Genomic DNA, 18088 nt, shown 5'->3' with positions numbered 1-18088 from the left:
CCGGGACCGCCGGGACCGGGCTCCCGGGGTCCGCCGTGCCTAGATGTCCGTGAGCAGCCGCTCACGGAGCCGCTCCCGGCTCTCCGGGGAGAGCCCGAGGCCCTGGACGAGGTAGGCGTCCACCGAGCCCCAGGTCGCGTCGATCGTCTCGAAGGCGGCCCGCAGATACTCCACCCGCGCGTCGAAGAGCGGGCTCAGCAGCTCCATCACCTCGGGCGCCATGCCGTCCGGGGCGGTGGAGCTGCGCTGCACCTTGTAGCGGCGGTGCGGGGCGTTCGACTTCAGGTAGTCGGCCTCGATGGCCTCCCGCTCGACGCCGACGGCCAGCAGGGAGACCGCGATGGACAGGCCGGCCCGGTCCTTGCCGGCGGCGCAGTGCATGAGGGCGGGGACGCTGTCCTCGGCCATCGCGTGCAGGACGCGGCTGTGCTCCGCGGTGCGCTCGACCATCATCTTCCGGTAGGAACCGGACATTCGGGCCGCGGCCTTGCCGTCGCCCAGCAGATCGCGCAGCAGCGGCAGGCCGCCCTGGCGCACCATCTCCCAGAACTCCTTGCCGTCGGCCGGGTCGCTCAACGGTATGTTCACGTTCCGCACGCCCGGTAGCGGCACGTCGTCCCCCTCGAAGCGCCGGTCGGCGTCGTTGCGGAAGTCGAAGACGGTGTGCAGGCCCAGGGTGCCCAGGAAGGCGGCGTCCTCGGCGGTGGCGTGGGCCAGATGGCCGCTGCGGAACAGGCGTCCGGGGCGCACGGACCGGCCGTCCACGGTCGGCAGCCCGCCAAGGTCGCGGAAGTTGCGTACGCCGGTGAGCTCGGGCTCGGTCGTCGCTTGCGTCACGGTTGCTCCTGGTCTCGAGATCGGTTCCCGGGGCAATCATCCAGGTGAGGGGCCCCCCACGCACCCCCTCGGGAGGGAATGGGACATCTGTCCGAATTGAGGGTTTCGAGGTAACGCGCCCTGATTCCTTGGCAGATGGGAAGCGGGGCGTGAGCAGCGTCATACACGTGACGGACCGTGCCTGATCGTCTTTTTCAAATTCCCTTCTGGAAAGGCGGATCGAGGGACCGTCATCCACGGAGGGTGACCGGAATTCCCGCCGGATTTCCCGGAATGTGCGAGGGCGGGAAAACAGTGGCTTGTTCCCGTCGACCCCCCTCGTCTAGCGTCGCGCTCACTCCGGACGGACCGCCGAATCCTGCCGCCGCCCGGTTTCCGCACCCACCCGTACACGGCAGGAGCGGGGGACCCAGGTACTTTGCCGATCCCTCGAAGAAGGACGGCTCGGGGTGAAGCCACGCGTCGCGTGGCCGGACATCTCCAGTCCGAACCCGACAGCTCACCTCGCAGGCGACGGAGAGGAATTCGCCATGCCCGCGAAGGGTAAGCACCGCCGTCCCAAGGCCAACCCGATCACCCGCGGGTTCGTCGCCGCCGGCGCCGGAGGCGCCGTCGTCGCCCTCCCGCTCATCGGCGCGACCGGCGCGCACGCCGCCGAGCAGGCCGCCCCGTCCGCCGCCGCGCAGCAGGCCGTCGCCGTCGTGGCGCCCGCCGCCACCCCTGCCAAGGCCCCGTCCGCCCCGAAGACGTACACCGTCGTCCGCGGCGACTACCTGTCCAAGATCGCCACCGAGCACCACCTGGCCGGCGGCTGGCAGAAGCTCTACCGCGACAACCGCCAGGTCATCGGCGGCAACCCGTCGCTGATCCTGCCGGGCATGAAGCTCACCCTCGGCGGCAAGCACGCCGCCAAGGCCGGTCACGAGCACAAGGCCGCCGCCCCGAAGCGCGCGCACCAGAGCTCCGGCGACCAGCAGCGTGCCTCGCGTAGCAGCGAGCGCTCCCCGGACGCGGGCGCCACCGCCGCGACCACCGCCGCCCCGGCCGCCACCTCGTCCGGTGCGACCTCGTCCTCCGGCTGGGTCGCCCCGGTCAGCGGCGGCATCTCCACCCCGTACCGCGCCGCGGGCGCCATGTGGTCCTCCGGCTACCACACCGGCGTCGACTTCATCGCCTCCACCGGCACCACCGTCCACGCGGTCGGCCCCGGCACCGTCTACTCCGCCGGCGACGGCGGCGCCTACGGCAACCAGGTCGTCATCCAGCACGCCGACGGCACCTTCTCGCAGTACGCGCACCTGTCCTCGATATCCGTCTCCGCCGGCCAGACCGTCACCGGCGGCCAGGAGATCGGCCTCTCCGGCGCGACCGGCAACGTCACCGGCCCGCACCTGCACTTCGAGATGCGCACCGGGCCGGAGTACGGCTCCGACATCGACCCGCTGGCCGCCCTGCGTTCGCACGGCGTGAGCATCTGACGTCACGTCAGCGCCCGTCAGGCGCCCGGAGGTCCGGCATCCCTGTGCCGGGCCTCCGGCGTATTCCGGCTTGGGAGAATCTTTATCGGTGGCATATGTCACCCGGCGTCAACCCCTCCTTACGGTCGCGTAGGTCACACCGGGAGAGGAAAGATGTGCTCCCGTGGCAGACGATTCGAGATCAACAGACAAGAACGCATTCGGGTCGTACGCGGCGATCGGTGACAGCTTCACCGAGGGCGTCGGAGATCCCGGGCCCGACGGGGCGTACGTCGGCTGGGCGGACCGGTTCGCGGTCCTGCTCGCCGACCAGCTGCCGGAGCTCGACGGCTTCCGGTACGCCAATCTCGCCGTACGGGGGCGCCTACTGGACCAGATCGTCGCGGAACAGGTCCCGCGCGCGAAGGAACTCGCCCCGGATCTGGTGACGTTCTGCGCCGGCGGCAACGACATCATCCGCCCCGGCACCGACCCCGACGACGTGGCCGAGCGCTTCGAGCGCGCCGTGGCCGACCTCACCTCCGCCGTCGGCACCGTCATGGTGACCACCGGCTTCGACACCCGCGACGTGATCCTGCTCAAGCACCTGCGCGGCAAGATCGCCACCTACAACGGGCACGTCCGGGCCATCGCCGACCGGTACGGCTGCCCGGTGCTCGACCTGTGGTCGCTGAGGTCCGTCCAGGACCGGCGCGCCTGGGACGAGGACCGGCTCCACCTCTCGCCCGAGGGCCACACCCGGGTCGCGCTGCGCGCCGCCCAGGTCCTCGGCCTGCCCGTACCGGCCGACCCGGAGCAGCCGTGGCCGCCGCAGCCGCCGCGCGGCACCCTGGAGGTCCGCAAGGACGACATCCACTGGGCCAAGGAGTACCTGGTCCCGTGGATCGGGCGCCGGCTGCGCGGCGAGAGCTCCGGCGACCACGTCGAGGCCAAGCGCCCCGACCTCATGCCGCTCTAGCCGGCACCTCGACGGACCACCACGGCCCCGGGCGCACGCGCTCCCGGGGCCGTGGAGCGGTACACCCGAGGCCGCACCGGGCCCGTTGGGCACGGCCCGTCCCGGAGGCGCTCCGGAACCCTCCGACGGGTACGGCGATGCCCGCCGCGCCCCGAGCCGATCTTCCGACGGCCTGGTACGGAGAGGTGAAGGACCCGGGCCGCCCAGGAGTGGCGAGCGGATGCGGCGGGCGGCGGCTGGTGGGATGTGCCCGCCGGAGCAACAGCGCCCACCGTCGAAGGGAACGCCCATGACGCCTCGTCACCACCCCGAGGACCCGTCCGCATCGGAGGCCGGAGGACGGCCGGCCTGCCGCGCCGAGGGCCGGTCCCGACAGCCGCGCGCCGGCGGGCTGCGCGCCCTCGCCGTCGGAGCGGCGCTCGGCGGGCTGCTCCTCGGAGCCGCCGCGCCCGCCCTCGCCGACGGGCCCGGCCCGGCGGTGCGCCCCGCCGCCGTACAGCAGGAGGCGCCGACCACGGTGACGGTGACCGGGAACGGCACCTCGTCCGCCGCGCCCGATCTCGCCGTGCTCTCGGTCGGCGTCGAGGCGACCCGCAAGAACGCCAAGGAGGCGATGGGAGCCCAGAAGACCGCGGCACAGGCGCTCCTGGACGCGCTGCACGCGCAGGGCATCGAGGACCGGGACATCCGCACCGAGAGCCTGTCCCTCTCGCCCGTCTACACGCAGAACAAGGAGGGCGAGAGCAAGGTGACCGGCTACCAGGCCGGGCAGAGCTTCTCGGCGAAGGTCCGCGACATCGACCGGGCGGGGCAGGTCATCGGGGCGGTCAGCGACGCCACGGGCGACGCGGGCCGGATCAACGGCGTCACCTTCGACGTGTCCGACCCGACCTCGCTGCGCGCCAAGGCCCGGGAGGCCGCCCACCGCAACGCGCAGGACAAGGCCACCCAGTACGCCGAGCTCAGCGGGCGCAGGCTGGGACGCCTGATCTCCCTCACCGAGGGCGAGAGCGTGCGTCCCGCTCCCGGCACGGCCCCGGGAGCACCGGCCGACGGGGGCGGAGACCTGCCCCTCGCCCCGGGCGAGATCGAGGAGCACGTGACCGTCGTGGCGGTCTACGAGCTGCTCTGAGGGCGGCCGTGCGGGCGGCCGTGCGGGCGGCGGTGAGCGCCGCTCCGGTCGCCGTCTTGAGCCGTAGGAGCCGTAGGGGCCGTGGGGGTCGTAGGGGCGGCTTTGGGAGCGGTCGCGGCCGGCCGGGTCGTCGCGGGGGCGGGGGCCGCCGGCGGCGAGGGAAGCCCGAGCTCGCGGGTGAGGGCGGCGTCCGCCCACTCCAGCATGGTCGCGCGGGAGAGGGTGCCGGGGTACGCGGTCATCTGCACGGCCATGCCGTCCAGGAACGCGGTGAGCCGCCAGGCCGCGGCGGCCGGGTCGGCGCACGAGAACTCGCCGGCCGCCGCACCCTCGGAGATCACCGAGGTCAGCGCGTCCTTCCAGGCCCGGTCCAGCGCGCCGGCGACCTCCCGCAGCGCCGGTTCGCGGGGCGCCGCCGCCCAGCTCTCGATCCACAGCCGCCAGCCCTTGGCCTGGCCGGTCGGGGCGTACCAGCGGACCGCCGCGCGAAGCCGCCGCACGGCGGTGGTACGGCGGCCCAGGAGCGTGCGCAGCCGGGCCAGGTCCTGCTCGGCGGCGTGCGCGAAGGCGGCCGCGACCAGCTGTTCCTTGGTGGCGAAGTGGTAGAGGACCAGGGCGTTGCTCACCCCGAGCTCGGCGGCCACGTCGGCGATCCGCAGCGCCGCGACCCCGCGGGCCTCGATCCGGGCCACGGCCGCCCGCAGCAGGGCCTCCCGCCGCTCGGCCACGCTCCACCGCTGTCTCGCCACGCTCCGACCCTACACAGCGCATGACAAGGGCATGCCCATCCGAGACGGGCCGGGGAGGGCGTCCCCGACCGCTCGGTCGCCGGTCCGCTCATAATGAAGGGACCGTCGACTTCAGGAGGTCCTGTGACCGGCACTGGCTCCGACCACACGCTGCGGGCACGGCTGCGCGCGCTGCGCCCCGCGGCCTTCGGCGCCGACCCCACGGGGGAGCGCATGGAGCGCATCCGCCGATCCCCGAACTTCGCCGACGGCGTCTTCCGGAACCCCGAGACGGCCCGGCACCGGCCGTCCGGCTCCACCGTCGAGTTCGCGAAGGTCTACTTCGAGAAGGAGGCGCGGGCGCGCCGCGCCCCCCAGGGCACGATCCCGGTCCACCCCACCACCGTCGCCGACCTGGCCCGCCCCCCGGCCACCGGGCTCCGCATCACCTGGATGGGGCACTCCAGCGTCCTCGCCGAGATCGACGGCCGGCGGGTGCTCTTCGACCCCGTCTGGGGCGACCGCTGCTCGCCCTTCGCGTTCGTGGGCCCCAAGCGGCTCCACCCGGTCCCCGTGCCGCTCGCCGCCCTCGGCCCGGTCGACGTCGTCGTGATCTCCCACGACCACTACGACCACCTCGACCTGCCGACGATCAAGGCGCTGGCCGGCACCGAGACCCTCTTCGCGGTCCCGCTCGGCGTCGGCGCCCACCTGGAGCACTGGGGCGTGCCGGCCTCCCGGATCCGCGAGCTCGACTGGACCGAGTCGACCGAGGTCGGCGACCTGCGGCTCACCGCGACGCCCGCCCGCCACTTCTGCGGCCGCGGACTGCGCAACCAGCAGCACACCCTGTGGGCCTCCTGGGCGGTCGAAGGCCCCGAGCACCGGATCTACCACAGCGGCGACACCGGCTACTTCTCCGGCTTCAAGGACATCGGCGCCGCCCACGGCCCCTTCGACGTCACCATGATCCAGATCGGCGCCTACTCCGAGTACTGGCCCGACATCCACATGACCCCCGCCGAAGGCCTGCGCGCCCACCTCGACCTCCAGGGCGGCGCCCCGCACGGCGTGCTGCTGCCGATCCACTGGGGCACCTTCAACCTGGCCCCGCACCCGTGGGCGGAGCCGGGGGAGTGGACCCTGGACGCGGCCGGCGAGGAGGGCCAGGCGGTGGCCCTGCCCCGCCCCGGCGAGCCGTTCGAGCCGGGCGGGAAACTGCCCTCGGAGCCCTGGTGGCGCCCGATCTCCCGTCCGCTCGCTCACCCGTGGCGTAGGTCCCGACCGCTCGAGACTCCTGCCGAGGCCCCCCAGCGCGATCTCGACCTTGCGGGTGATCGGTGACGGCGTGTGTGGGCAAGCTGGGCAGGGTCGTGGCTCTGCCGGCTCGTCCTTCGGGTGACGAGCTCGTCCGAACACGCATCGGGGAGCGCTGAACACGCACCGAAGGAGCCCCGCCGGTTCGCCGGCGGGGCTCCTTCTCCGTGTTCGGTCGGCTCGCTCGGGTGGAGCTGAGTCGTTTTTTTCGTCCGCTGCCCCGCGGCAGCGGCGGCTCGAGCCGGACCCGTCGGCCGTTCGTCGGATGCCCGCCTCTCACAGGACGTCGTCGGGAACGACCGCCCTTGGTGGTGCGGACCCTAGTCCAGGGGGTCGGCGGCCAAGACCCATAGGTCACCGGTGCCGCACGTGATGCGGCGTCCGGTGCCGGCCGGTGGCTGCTCCAGCGTGGTGCGGCGCAGCCGCCAGCGTGTTCCGTCGATCATCGCTACCGGTCCCTGCACGCGGGGGTGGTGGCCCGCGATGTTCCACGCGCGCACCTGGGTGTGGATGTGCGCGGCCTGAGCGGACCAGTCCACTGTGGCGTAGTCCTCCGAGAAGAATCCGGCCCAGGTGGCCTCGCGCTGCGGCTGCGGTTCGCCTGCCTCGCCGCGCACCAGTCGCCGCAGCACCTGCGGAAGCATCTCCGAAGCGGCCCCCAGTACCAGGGAGTTGACTCCGGTGAACGACCAGACCTGTTCGTCCAGGGCGATCGTCGTACGGGCCAGTACGGAGCCGGTGTCCAGTTCCGCGTCCATTCGGTGCCAGGTCACGCCGATCTGACGCTCGCCGTTGCGCACGGCCCATCCGACCGGGTTCGGGCCCCGGTAGGAGGGCAGGTCGGAGGGGTGGCAGTTGATCGTTCCGAGGCGTGGGGCGGCCACGGCCGAGGCGGGCAGCCTCCTCGGGTAGCCGTAGCTGACGGCCACGTCCACCCCGTAGGCGTGCAGGAGCCCGGCAACGGATTCCGTCCGGGAGGGTACGGCCAGATCCACCTCCGGCGGCAGGTCGTGCTCGCTCAGTACGTGCCCGGGCCAGTCGGCGGGGCGCCGGTGGCCGATCACGACCGGGACCCGGTGTCCCAGGGTGCGCAGCGCGTCGACCAGTGGAGGAGCCGTCTGTGGCAGCGCCGCCACGACGGCGATGTTCAGTGCGGGGGCGTCCTGATCGGGCCGCGTCGCCGCCGGTGGTGTGTGCGGGGCGGTCATCGAGCGGCCTCGGCAGCCCGCAGGGAACGCGGCCGCAGGTCGGTCCAGGACCTCTCGATCCAGGCCAGGCAGGTGGTCCGGTCGGCGCGGGGGTGCACCTCGCGCCAGCCGTCCGGGACGGCGATGTGGGCGGGCCAGAGGCTGTGCTGATCCTCGTCGTTGGCGAGCACGAGAAAGGTGCCGTCGGGGTCGTCGAAGGGGTTCATGGGTCTCCTTGGCCGGCGGCGGCTCGATCCGCCGCCGGATGGTGCTCCGACTGGTCGAGGGAGGGGTGCTGGATGGAGTCGACGGGCGCGGCCGGTCCCTGCCGCTGCGGGCCGGGACCGGCCCTCCGTCAACGGCGTGCGGTTGCGGGTGCTCCGCCGGGACGGGGCGGCGCGGTGGGCGTGGCCGGTGCGGCGGGCGCGATGCCCGCGTTCGCCGGTGCCGGTGCCGGTGCCGGTGCCGGTGCCGGTGCCTGTGCCGGTGCGGGGAGCGCGGTGAGGGTGGCGGCCAGGGCGGCCGGTGTGGCCCGCCGCATCACCTGGTCCAAGGTGACTGCGGGGCCCACGTGTTCCCGCAAGCGCTGGAGCAGGCGGGCCGCGAGCAGCGAATGCCCGCCGAGGTGGAAGAAGTTGTCGTCGATGCCGACCCGCTCCAGGCCCAGGACGTCGGCGTACGCCTCGGTCACCACCCGCTCGGCCGGTGTGCGCGGCTCCCGGATGCGGGCCGGGGTCCGCTGCGGCTCGGGCAGGGCCCGGCGGTCCACCTTGCCGTTGACGGTCAGCGGCATGCCGTCCAGCACGATCACCCGGGCAGGCAGCATGAAGTCCGGCAGTACCTGGGTCAGCGCGTCGCGCAGAGCGCCACCCTCCAAAGGCGCGCCGGTCTCGGACGTGCCCACCGCGTAGCCGGTGAGCTCCTTGCCACCGCGGCCGTCCGGCCACGCCACCACGGCGGCCTGCACCACGCCGGGGAGCGCGGCCAGCGCGGCCCGCACCTCGTCCGGCTCGATCCGGTGCCCACGGATCTTGACCTGGTCGTCGTTGCGGCCGGTGAATTCCAGCGTGCCGTCCGGCAGCCTGCGGGCCAGGTCGCCCGTGCGGTACATCCGCGATCCGGGCGGCCCCCAGGGATCGGCGACGAACCGAGCGGCGGTCAGCCCCGGCCGGCCCAGATAGCCTCGGGCCACCTGGTCGCCCGCCAGGTACAGCTCGCCCGCCAGCCCGTCGGGGACCGGCCGCAGCCCCGCGTCCAGCAGCATCACCCGGGATCCGGGCACCGGGACGCCGATGCCGGGGCGCGCCGGCCAGTCGGCCGGCTGCCCGGCGACCTCGCCGGCGGTCACCACGTGCGTCTCGGCCGGGCCGTAGTGGTTGTGCAGGCGCTTGTCCCCGCGGGCACACAGGGCGCGCAGTTGCGGTCCGACCACCAGCGCCTCACCGGCCTGCACCAGATGCCGCAGGTCGGGCAGCGACTCCCGTTCCCCGTCGGCGAACTCGCACAGGGCGGCCAGCACGGGCGTCGGGGCGAACAGCTCGGTCACCCGGTGGGCCCGCAGCCAGGCGGTCCACGCGGCGGCGTCGGCCCGGGTGTCCGCGTCCGGGACGGCCAGCGTCCGCCCCGTGCACAGCGCGGTGAGGACCTCCTGGGTCGCGACGTCGAAGGCCATCGAGGTGAACTGGGCCGTCACCGCGCCCGGTTCGGCGGGAAAGCGGCGCTCGTGCCAGTCCACCAGCCGGTCCATGGCGGCGCCCGGCATCACCACCGCCTTCGGCGTGCCCTGCGTCCCGGAGGTGTGCACCACATAGGCCGGGTGACCGGGCAGCCGCGCCGGTCGTACCGAGCGGTCGCCGGGCAGCGGATCGGGCGACACATGGCGGGGCTCCAGACGCATCCGCGGCACGGCGGCGTCGACGAGAGCCAAGGCCTCGTCGAACTCCTGCTGCCGGACGAGGAGCGCGGGGCGCCCCTCTGCAGCCAGAGCCGCCACCCGGGGAGCCGGATGGCGCGGGTCCAACCACAGGTAGGCGGCACCGGCCTTGAGCACCGCGAGCATCGCGGTCACCGCGTACCGGCCGCGCCGCAGGCACAAAGCCACCACGTCCTCGGCGCCCACGCCCCGGGCGGCGAGCTCTTCTGCCAGCCGGTCCGAGGCCGCGTCCAGACCCCGGTAGTCCAGTACGCCGTCCCCGTCCACCACGGCCGCTCGCCCGGGGTCCGCGCGCACGTGCGCCGCGAACCGCTCCAGCACCGGCACCGCGGCGGGCAGCCGTTCGGCCGCCGGCGGCCGGCCCGCCGCGATCGCGGGCGCGACGGGGTGGGCGGCGGGCGCGGACAGGTCGCCGGCCAGCGCGTCCAGGGCTTCGGCGAACCGTGCGCCGATCTCCCGGGCTCCGTCTTCGCCGAGCTTCCCCGGCTGGTACTGCACCCGGAGCCTCATCCGCTCGCCGGGCGAGACCAGCACGCACAGCGGGTAGTGCGTGCCGTTCTCCACCCGGCTGGACGTCACCCGCAGATCCGTTCCCCAGCGCGTGGCGAACGAGTCGGTGTACGTCTCCAGCACCACGACGGTGTCGAAGAGCTCGCGCAGCCCAGCCGCCCGGATGATCTCCGCCAGGCCCAGGTGCTGGAAGGGCATCATCGCGGTCCGCTGCTCCTGGAGGGCCGTCAGCAGGCCGCCCCGGTCGGCGGCCGTCGTGGTGTCCACCCGTACCGGCACGGCGTTGTTCATCAGGCCGACCATGGACTCGACGCCGGGCAGGTGGGGCGGGCGGTCGGCGACGACCGTGCCGAACACCACGTCGGTGCGGCCGGTCAGCTGGGCAAGGACCAGTGCCCAGGCGCCCAGGACCAGGGTGTTCAAGGACAGTGCCCGCTCGCGGGCCTTCGCCCGCAGGGCGGCCGTGCGCTCGGCCGGCAGTTCGAGCAGCACCGTGTGCGGACGGGTCCGACCCTGGCCGCCGGGCGAGGTCAGCAGCGTCGGTTCGGTCGCGTCCCCGAGCAGGGCCTGCCAGTGCTTGCCGGCCAACTCCACGTCCTGATCGGCGACATGGCGCAGATAGGCTAGCGCTGACGGCCGGGCCGTGAGCCTCGGCACGGCGCCCGAGGCGGCCTGGCCGTACAGGTCGGCCAGGTCGGCCAGGGCCACCTGCATCGACCAGCCGTCCATGAGGATGTGGTGGTAGCTCAGCAGCAGCCGGGACCGTCCCTCGCCCAGGCGCAGCAGCACGGCCCGCAGCAGCGGCGGTACGGCCAGGTCGAACGGCTCGTCCCGGTCCCGGCGCGTCTCCTCGGCGGCGGCACGTTCCCGGTCCGGCTTCGGCAGGCAGGTGAGGTCGGCCTCCCTCAGCGGGACCTCGACCGTCTCCGGCACGGACTGCACGGTCCGCCCCTGGCAGTCCCACCGGAACCCGGCCCGCAGAGCCGGATGCCGGTCGGTGAGCGCGGCCAGCGCCACGCGCAGCGCGGCCGCGTCCACCGGCCCTTCCAGGTCGAGCACGGTCTGGACGTGGTAGGGGTCGGCGGCTCCGTCGCCCTGGTGGGCGTGGTACAGCAGTCCCTCCTGGAGCGGGGAGCAGGGCCACCGCTCCTCCTCGCGCGGCGCGGGCAGGGCCGGCGTACCGGTCCGCTGCCGCGTGCGGGCGTCCGCCGTGCGGGCGAGCGCGGTGAGGACGTCCGCCCATTCCGCCGCCAGGCCCGCCGCGTCGCCGCTGTCCACCAACCGAGCCGACCAGCGCCAGACAGCGGTCAGCAACGGCTCCCCGGTGCGCTCGTCGACGACGGCGTTGACCTCCAGCGGGTGGGACAGGGGCTGCCGGGCGGCCCGGTGGATGCCGAGGACGGGCGCCTCGGCGGCGTACGGCCACGGGTCGCGGCCCGGAACTGCGTACCGGCCCAGGTAGTTGAAGAGCACCGGCCGGCCCGGCGTGGCGGACAGCAGCCCGGCCGCCTGGGGATGCAGATGACGCAGCAGCCCGTACGACGCACGGTCCTGCGGCAACCGCCGCCACTGCTCCCGGACGGAGCGCACCGCCTCGGCGAGGGCCGCCTCCTCGGCACCGGGGTCCGCCGCCGGGCGGGCGGCCTGCGCGGGACACTCGAGGCGGACGGGGAACATGCAGGTGAACCAGCCGACGGTGGCGGAGACTTCGCTGTCCGTGGCACCCGCCACCGCGTCCCGGCCGTGCCCCTCGGTGTCCAGCACCAGCGTCCGGGAGCCGCCGCGGCGGGTCGCGGCCACGGTCAGCGCGGCCAGCAGGAGCTCCTGCGTCGTGGCGCCGTAGTGGGCCGGGGCCGTGGTGAGCAGGGCCCGGCCGACCTCGGCCGGGAGCACCGAATCCAGCGTGCGGGAGGTGGCGATGGTGTCCAGACCGGGGTCGAGCGGCCCGCGCGCGGGCCACGGCGTCGCCGCCGGGACGCTCGCCGCCCGCCAGTGCGGCAGCGTCGCCAGCACCTCGGCGCTGTCCGCCCGGGCGTTGTGCGTCTCCACCCAGCGGCGGTACGGGGTGGCCGCCCCCCACGCGCCCAGACTGCGCGGGTCCTCGGCGGCCCGGGCCAGGTCCTGGGTGAGCACCTGCCAGGAGACCCCGTCGACCACGAGGTGGTGCGCTGCCAGCAGCAGCCGGCCCGGTCGCGCGGGGCCGGCGTCCCACCACACCGCGCGGAGAGTCCGCCCCGCGGGCAGGTCCAGCGACCGCATCGCGCGCCCCACCGCCTTCCGGACCGTGCGGGCGGAGGGAGCGTCGGGCAGCTCCCGCACGTTCACCACCTCCAGGAGCGTGCTCGCCGCCACCTCGCCCGGCGGCAGTACGTCGGGTTGCCACACGGTCTCGGCGGACGGGTCGGGGAGCCTGGTGCGCAGGGCGTCGTGCCGGTCGAGCACCGCCTGCAGGGCCGTCAGGAGCGTTCCCCGCTCCAGACCGGCAGGCGTCTCGACCAGCACCGACTGGACGAACTCGGCGACGCCTTCGCCCTGTTCGCGCAGCCATAGCGCGATCGGCGGCAGGCCGAGGTCGCCGGTGGCGGATTGGTGCAGCAGGTCGGCGGCCGGAGCGGCCGCCTGCGCGGCGGCGGCCAGGGCGCCGGGGGTGCGCAGCCGGAAGACGTCCTGGGAGCTGATGGCCACGTTCTCCCGGCGTACCCGGCTGACCAGGCGCATCGCGGTGATGCTGTCGCCGCCGAGCGCGAAGAAGTCGTCGTCGGTGCCCGCCCCGGGCAGGCCGAGCACCTCCGCGAAGGCCGCGCACAGCGCCCGCTCGGCGGGGGTCCGGGCGGTGCCGGCGCCCACCCGCACGGCGGCGGGCGCGGGCAGCGCCGCCCGGTCCACCTTGCCGTTCACGGTCAGCGGGATGTCGTCGATCAGCAGCACGGCCGTCGGCACCAGGTACTCGGGCAGCACGCGGCTGAGCCGGTCGCGGAGGTCCTCCCCGGTGACGGCGGTCGCGTCCCGCTCGGGAACCGCGTAGCCGACGAGCCGCCCGTCCCGCGCGACCACGACCGCCCGGGCGACCCCCGGCAGGGCGGCCAGGGCGGCTCGCGCCTCGCCCGGTTCGACCCGGTGGCCGCGGATCTTGACCTGGTCGTCGTCGCGCGCCAGGTACTCGAGGGCGCCGTCGGGGCCGCGCACGGCGAGGTCGCCCGTGCGGTACATGCGGGCACCGGCCGGGCCGTACGGGTCGGCGACGAAGCGTTCGGCGGTCAGGCCGGGCCGGTTCAGGTAGCCCCGGGCGACCTGTTCCCCCGCGACGTACACCTCGCCGGCCTCGCCGGCCGGCACCTCGGCCAGATCGGGGCCGAGCAGCCGTACGGCGGTCCCGGGCAGCCCGGTGCCGATCGGCACCCGTCCCTCCGGTACCGGCCGCCCGGGCGGCAGGGGGTGCAGGGTGGTGAAGGTGGTGCACTCCGTCGGGCCGTAGACGTGACCGAGGGCCAGCTGCGGACAGGCTGCCCGGACCTGCGCGAACGCCCGCGGGTCGGCGGCCTCGCCACCGGTGAGGACCGTGTGCAGCCCTCGCAGGGCGCCCGGGTCGTCCGCGGCGATCTGGTTGAACCAGGCGGTGGTGAGGAAGACGCCGGTGACGTCATGAGCGGCGACCAGCGCGGCCAGCCGGTGCGCGTCCACCCGGTCCTCGCCCGGGACGACCACCGTGCCGCCCCGGGTGAGCGGCAGCCACAGGTCATGGCTGAGCGCGTCGAAACCGAGCGCGGAGACCAGCGCCGTCACCCGGTGCCCCGGCCCGTCCCAGTGCGGGTCGGCGGCGAAGCGCCCCAGGTTGCGGTGGGTGACCTGGACGCCTTTGGGACGGCCGGTGGACCCCGAGGTGTAGAACACGCAGGCCACGCGGTCGAGTTCGCCGTCCGGTACGGCCGGACACAGCGCCTCGGCCGCGAGGGACGCCGCACGGGGAGCAGCGGCCACGGTGACGGGCTGCGGACCGCCCGGGGGCGCGGTCTCCCCGGCCGGTACGAGCACCGCCACGCATCCCGCGTCGGACTCGACGGCCGCCAGCCGTTCGGCCGGCGTACGCGGATCCAACACCACGGCGGCGGCGCCGGTTTCGAAGACCGCGAGCAAGGCGACGACGAGCCGGGCCGAGCGCGGCAACCGCACTGCGACCGCGGCCCCCGGAGTGACCCCGGCCTGACGGAGCAGTGCAGCCAACTCGCCTGCCCAGCGGCTGATTTCACCGTACGACCAGCTCCTGCCGCCCTCTTCCACGACTGCGGGCCGGTCCGGTTCGCGGACGGCGGCTGTGGCGACGGCGCGGTGGACGGGCAGAGGAACACCGGTGTCGCCGACCGGATGGGCGGGTGCCCGCGTCGCTGCTGAAAAGATCATGGACGCCATCCAAGAGGCACCGAAGTGGCGCCCCGTCCGGGCGCCACCCGGATGGCGCAACCGGACCATCCGATCGGGTGCACAAGATCTTCGCGCCCCCCCGCTCGCCTAACTTCCCAGCTCAGACGAGAAGTTCGAAAGCATCGTGCTGGCCAGGGGGCGTACGGCCCCTATTGTGCGCCCCGGCCGCCGAGGAGGGCCGGGCGGTGGCCCTGCCCCGCCCCCGCGAGCGGTGAAGGGCGCATCCCGTGCGACGGCCCCGCCGGCCGGACCGACGGGGCCGTCCGCCGTCAGTTGACGACTCTGACCGAATCGCAGCCCAGGAAGGTGTACACCTGCCCGCCCGGGGCCCGGTACCTGCCCTTCAGGCAGGCCCTGGTGGAGCCGAGGGTCAGCCCCGACTCGCTCGGCTTGAAGTGCATCACGAGGTCGGTGTCCCGGTCACGGGTGCGCTCGTCCAGTTCGTAGGAGTCGGCGGGGTGACCGATGCCGTGCGTCTCCTTGGCGCCGGCGGGCGTGGCGGTGTTGAACAGCCGCTCCCGCAGGCCCCAGTAGGTCTGCGCCACGTCGATGGCCGTCGCGCTGAAGGGCAACGGCAGGTTGTACTCGCCGGCCCTGGTGGTCAGCGCGGCCACGGTGGCGTCGGTGTTGAGGTTGATGGAGTTCGGGAAGCCGCCCGGTCGGACGTTGATCGCGATCGGGAGCACGCAGTCGATCTGGAACGAGGTGGAAGCGGTGTTGTTCGCCGGGTTCGGATCGACGTCCTCGGCGTTCTTCAACGCCAGGGTGGAGTCGAGCCGTACCCGCTTGAGACCGGGTGACGTGCAGGCCAGTTGCGCGGTGTAGGTGGCCTTCTGCGGTGTGCCCACGCTCAGTGCCGTCTGCTGAACGGTCGCGGTCGCCGGGGTGACGGTCACGCCGGCGTCCGCGGTGGCCGCGGTGGTCAGCCGGGTGTCGATCGGGCTGGACGGCCCGGCGTTCGCGACCGTCACCTCCAGCGAGGCCGTGCCGGGCTCGCCGATGAGCACCTCCAGCGGGCTGGTGGCCCTGGTCCCGGTGATGCTCACGTCGGCCTTGGCGATGGCCCTGGTGTCCGCGGTGGCCGTGTTGTCGGCCGGCTGCGCGTCCGGGCCGACGCGGTTGACCACGGTCGAGGTGACGCTGATCGTCTTGGGTCCGCCGTTGCGGTAGACCAGGTCCGCGGGGACCTGGGCGCTGATCGTGTACTGCCTGCTCGCCCCCTGCGGCACCTCGCTCAGGTTGCAGGTGACCGTGCGGCCGGAGACCAGGCAGGGGCCGGTCGCGGACGGGTCCGTGACGTCGGCGGGCAGCTCGGTGGTGACCTCGGTGGAGGTGGATGAGTTGGGGCCGTTGTTGGTCACGCCGACGGTCCAGGTGAGGCGTTCCCCGGCGGCGACCGGGTCAGGTGCGTCGGTCAGGGCCAGTGCGAGGTCGGTGGTGTTGTTCAGGGCCTGGATTTGAGCGGCCTCCTCGCCGCTCGGGAGGGGCGGGCCCTCGCTCACGGGCGGCGCGCTGCCGGGCCTCGGGAAGCGGGACGGCATGTAGGCCTTGACCAGGCTCCAGTCGTCGTGGCCGGTGAGCTCGGGTCCGCTCGTCGTGTTGTTGTTGCAGTCGGGGACACCGATGTTCGTGCCGTCGTCGATGTTGACGATCTGGCGGGCGTCACCGTCGTCGCCGAAGCCCTTCGGGTTGTCGCCGTTCCAGTCGGGGTTCTCGTTCAGCGGGGTGGTGCGCCTCTTTCCCGCGCCGTCCGCGAAGACGAACTGGTTGACGGTGTCGCGCGGGTCGAGCACCCGGCTCTCGTGGAGGTCGTCCTCCTTGAGCGGGTCCAGTGGGGCCTTGGAACGGCCCGGCAGGTCCGGAGCGGGCGGCCTGCCGTCCATCGTGATGCGGGCCGGCGAGAAGTCGACGATCACCCCTCCTCCCCGGCGTGGGATGCCGTTGGTGAGGTTGTAGTTCATCACGCTCACGTAGTTGGGCTTGCAGTTGTGCTTCTCATTGCCGCCGTGGTCGAGCCCGAGGTTGTGGCCCAGTTCGTGCATGAGGCCCGCGGCCCTGGTGTCGTAGAGGACGATGTTGATTCCGCCGCCCCAGCCGCCGCCGTCGCAACCGGTGTCTGGACCGGGGCCGTCCGTGTCGAGATCCTTGGTCGTGTAGAGGACGTAGTTGAACACCTTCGTGCGCAGGAGCTGATGATTACGGGCCTTCGAGTCGGCGTATGCCTGGTCGAGGTTGCAGTTGCCCAGCGGGAAAGCGATCTGGTTGCCGCCGCCCAGGTTCTCGCCGACGATGCAATCCGGGTCCTCGGCGTCCTTCTTGCCGTCCCCGTCGTCGTCGGTGCCGTTTGCGCAGTTGGCCTTGAAGTCCTCGACGCCGATGTCGCGGAAGTAACAGTCGAAGGCGTCGGCGCCGTCCGTACCGTCCTTCCCGTCGTTGTCCACGCCGTCGGTGCAGGTGCCCCTGGGCGGCCCCTCCATGGCCGTCCTGTCCCACAAACCGCCTGAGTCGACGTGCAGGGTGATGCCGTCCCCGCCCTCGGGATTGGGCAGGGGAGCGAGCTCGAAGGCGTGCCGGACGGCCTCGACCTGCTCGTGCGTCGGCGCCTTGCCCACCGAGTAGTCCATTTCCAGGAACACGTCCTTGTGCAGCGGATTCGCCCCGAAGGCCGGCAGGTCGACGGCCATGGAGTTGTCCGGGTTGCGCACGCCGAAGCGCTCGTACCGGTCGGCGATGCCGTCCTCGTCGGCGTCGCTGTGACGGCTGGTGGTGATGGTCACGCCCACCGCGGCCCGCTTGCCGTCGCCGGCGTTGGGGAAGTTGGGGTCGCCGTCTCCGACGAAGCAGACCTGGCCCTGCGGGTTCCCCTGGCGGTCGTAGCACGGCGGGTCCGGAGGGATGAACCCGTACGCGAGCGAGTCGCCGGTCCAGGTGTCGTTGAGCGCGTTGTAGGTGAGGTTGAGGTCGATGTCCTGGTTCTGCGGGCTGATGTCCATCCGGTCACCCGCGAAGTTGGTGCCACCGTCGTCGTCCTTGATCTGGATCCCGACGGGGAACGTGGTCTGGCCCTCGGACAGGGTGACCCGCTCGGTGAAGACCCACGGATTCGGAATGGTGCTGGCGTGGAAGGCGTCGTCGGAGACGATCCGGCCGTGCAGCAGTCCGTGGTCCGCGATCCTCACCTCCGGAAAGAACTCGCCCTCCTCGTCGATGCCGAAGTCGGGGACCTCGAAGCGCTCGAACCAGTCGAGGCTGACGGTGACGTCGAAGGACACCGGTGGAGGATCGGCGGCATGCGCGGACCCCGGCAACCCGGGCGCCAGCCAAAGGCCCGGTAGCAGCAGGCCGAGCGCCGCGGCGACCGCGGCCAGGCGTTGTCGGACAGACGATCGGGTGGACCGTCGGGCGGAATTCGGCATCCTGCCTCCCACGTCACGCGCATCCCCGCTCGATGCACCGCAATCGGTACGAATGCAGAGCAAAGGACTCCATTGCTGCCGCATCGTGCCAGTTGGCGCGACGGCCCTTTCGGACGCCGAACGGAAGTTCCGCCCGAAGAGGTGAAGGTGCGGTTTATCCCATGAACCCGACG

General features: G+C 73.4%; 10 protein-coding genes and 1 riboswitch. Of the genes, 4 read left to right on the top strand and 6 right to left on the bottom strand.

Going from position 1 to position 18088, the window contains the following annotated elements; translation table 11 throughout:
* Window positions 1-39 precede the first annotated feature (39 nt).
* Entirely contained in the window at window positions 40-837 is a 798-nt protein-coding gene (locus tag ACIGXE_RS31335; protein ID WP_399752649.1) for a tyrosine-protein phosphatase, read from the bottom strand.
* A gap of 339 nt (window positions 838-1176) precedes the next feature.
* Window positions 1177-1363, top strand: a riboswitch (cyclic di-AMP (ydaO/yuaA leader).
* 4 nt (window positions 1364-1367) lie between these two features.
* Between ACIGXE_RS31335 and ACIGXE_RS31330 the strand changes: the two genes are divergently transcribed.
* From ACIGXE_RS31330 to ACIGXE_RS31320, 3 genes are all read left to right on the top strand, one after another.
* Window positions 1368-2315, top strand: coding sequence for a peptidoglycan DD-metalloendopeptidase family protein (locus ACIGXE_RS31330; protein WP_399752647.1), 948 nt, complete (start codon window positions 1368-1370; stop codon window positions 2313-2315).
* A gap of 163 nt (window positions 2316-2478) precedes the next feature.
* The gene (locus ACIGXE_RS31325) at window positions 2479-3273 is read left to right on the top strand and encodes an SGNH/GDSL hydrolase family protein (RefSeq protein ID WP_399752645.1); all 795 of its coding nucleotides are present in this window, start codon (window positions 2479-2481) and stop codon (window positions 3271-3273) included.
* Between the two features lie 289 nt (window positions 3274-3562).
* The gene (locus ACIGXE_RS31320) at window positions 3563-4405 is read left to right on the top strand and encodes an SIMPL domain-containing protein (protein ID WP_399752643.1); all 843 of its coding nucleotides are present in this window, start codon (window positions 3563-3565) and stop codon (window positions 4403-4405) included.
* Here the strand turns inward: ACIGXE_RS31320 and ACIGXE_RS31315 are convergent.
* Window positions 4390-5154: a TetR/AcrR family transcriptional regulator gene (locus ACIGXE_RS31315; RefSeq protein WP_399752641.1), complete on the bottom strand. Its 765-nt coding sequence runs from the start codon at window positions 5152-5154 to the stop codon at window positions 4390-4392. The genes ACIGXE_RS31320 and ACIGXE_RS31315 overlap by 16 nt on opposite strands.
* A 123-nt stretch (window positions 5155-5277) precedes the next feature.
* Between ACIGXE_RS31315 and ACIGXE_RS31310 the strand changes: the two genes are divergently transcribed.
* Window positions 5278-6477, top strand: coding sequence for an MBL fold metallo-hydrolase (locus ACIGXE_RS31310; protein ID WP_399752638.1), 1200 nt, complete (start codon window positions 5278-5280; stop codon window positions 6475-6477).
* Between the two features lie 293 nt (window positions 6478-6770).
* Here ACIGXE_RS31310 and ACIGXE_RS31305 read toward each other — a convergent pair whose 3' ends face one another.
* From ACIGXE_RS31305 to ACIGXE_RS31290, 4 genes are all read right to left on the bottom strand, one after another.
* Window positions 6771-7658, bottom strand: a complete 888-nt coding sequence (locus tag ACIGXE_RS31305) for a methionyl-tRNA formyltransferase (RefSeq protein WP_399752636.1) — start codon at window positions 7656-7658, stop codon at window positions 6771-6773.
* A complete protein-coding gene (locus tag ACIGXE_RS31300; protein ID WP_399752633.1) occupies window positions 7655-7864 on the bottom strand; it encodes an MbtH family protein in 210 nt (69 codons plus the stop codon). Before ACIGXE_RS31300 ends, ACIGXE_RS31305 begins: the two co-directional genes overlap by 4 nt.
* A 128-nt stretch (window positions 7865-7992) precedes the next feature.
* Window positions 7993-14478 (bottom strand): amino acid adenylation domain-containing protein, encoded by a 6486-nt coding sequence (locus ACIGXE_RS31295; protein WP_399752630.1) that lies wholly within the window; start codon window positions 14476-14478, stop codon window positions 7993-7995.
* Between the two features lie 290 nt (window positions 14479-14768).
* Window positions 14769-17771: a hypothetical protein gene (locus tag ACIGXE_RS31290; RefSeq protein WP_399752629.1), complete on the bottom strand. Its 3003-nt coding sequence runs from the start codon at window positions 17769-17771 to the stop codon at window positions 14769-14771.
* Between the last annotated feature and the right edge of the window lie 317 nt (window positions 17772-18088).

The sequence above is a fragment of the Streptomyces sp. NPDC053431 genome (assembly GCF_044544925.1).
Taxonomy (GTDB): Bacteria; Actinomycetota; Actinomycetes; order Streptomycetales; family Streptomycetaceae; genus Streptomyces.
The sequence above is the reverse complement of the archived record's forward strand: the minus strand, read 5'-3'. Positions and strand labels throughout refer to the sequence as shown.